Here is an 801-nt window from a genome sequence, read left to right as displayed (position 1 = left end):
GCTGCGGGTGCTGGCGGCGCGCTGGCTCGGCCTGCCTCCGCAGGCCGGGCAGCACTTTCTCCTCGGCACGGGGACACTCAGCGTGCTCGACGACTATCGCGGCGTACCCGCCGTGCGGATCTGGAACGGACCTCTGGGGACCTAGCCGATCGCACCCGATGGGACGAGAGCCGGGAATCCGGGCCGGGACGGCACCCGCCACGGGAAGGAGAGAGGCCATGGGCAGCGACAGGAAGACGGCGAAGCCGGCAACGCCAGGCGCGCCGGCGACCGATCAAGACAAGATTCTCGAACAATATGGATGCGGTCCGATCCGGTTTACCGGTACGGGGGATGCCCTCTACGAACGGCATCTCCTGTTCGACAGCCTCGTCGATCCCGCGGCGGTGGGACCGCGAGAGCGCTATGAGGCGATCGCCCGGTCCGTGCGGGACGTCCTCTCGCAGCGGTGGCTGCGGACGGAGCAGACCTATGATTGCGAGAACCCCAAGCGCGTCTACTATCTTTCGATGGAGTTCCTGATCGGGCGCTCCCTGTCCAACAACATCGCGAACCTCCTGCTCGATTCGATCGCGCGTCGGCTCGTCGAGGAGAAGGGCATCGACTGGCTGGCCGCACTCGAGCAGGAACCCGACGCCGGGCTGGGAAACGGGGGGCTGGGCCGGCTGGCGGCCTGCTTCATCGAGTCGATGGCCACGCTGCAGCTGCCTGCGATGGGCTATGGGCTCCGGTACGAGTACGGAATCTTCAGGCAGGCCATCCGCAATGGCTGGCAGCAGGAGCAGCCGGACAACTGGCTGC

At 67.0% G+C, this 801-nt stretch carries 1 protein-coding gene; it reads left to right on the top strand.

Going from position 1 to position 801, the window contains the following annotated elements:
- Positions 1 to 218: 218 nt before the first annotated feature.
- Positions 219 to 801 (top strand): glycogen/starch/alpha-glucan phosphorylase (locus FFK22_RS42010; protein WP_143957024.1); only part of this gene is annotated, 583 nt, incomplete at its 3' end.

Origin of the sequence: Mycobacterium sp. KBS0706 (assembly GCF_005938675.2) — a bacterium.
Lineage (GTDB): Bacteria > Pseudomonadota > Alphaproteobacteria > DSM-16000 > Inquilinaceae > Inquilinus.
Note: the sequence above shows the minus strand (reverse complement) of the source record. Positions and strands in the feature narration are given on the sequence as shown.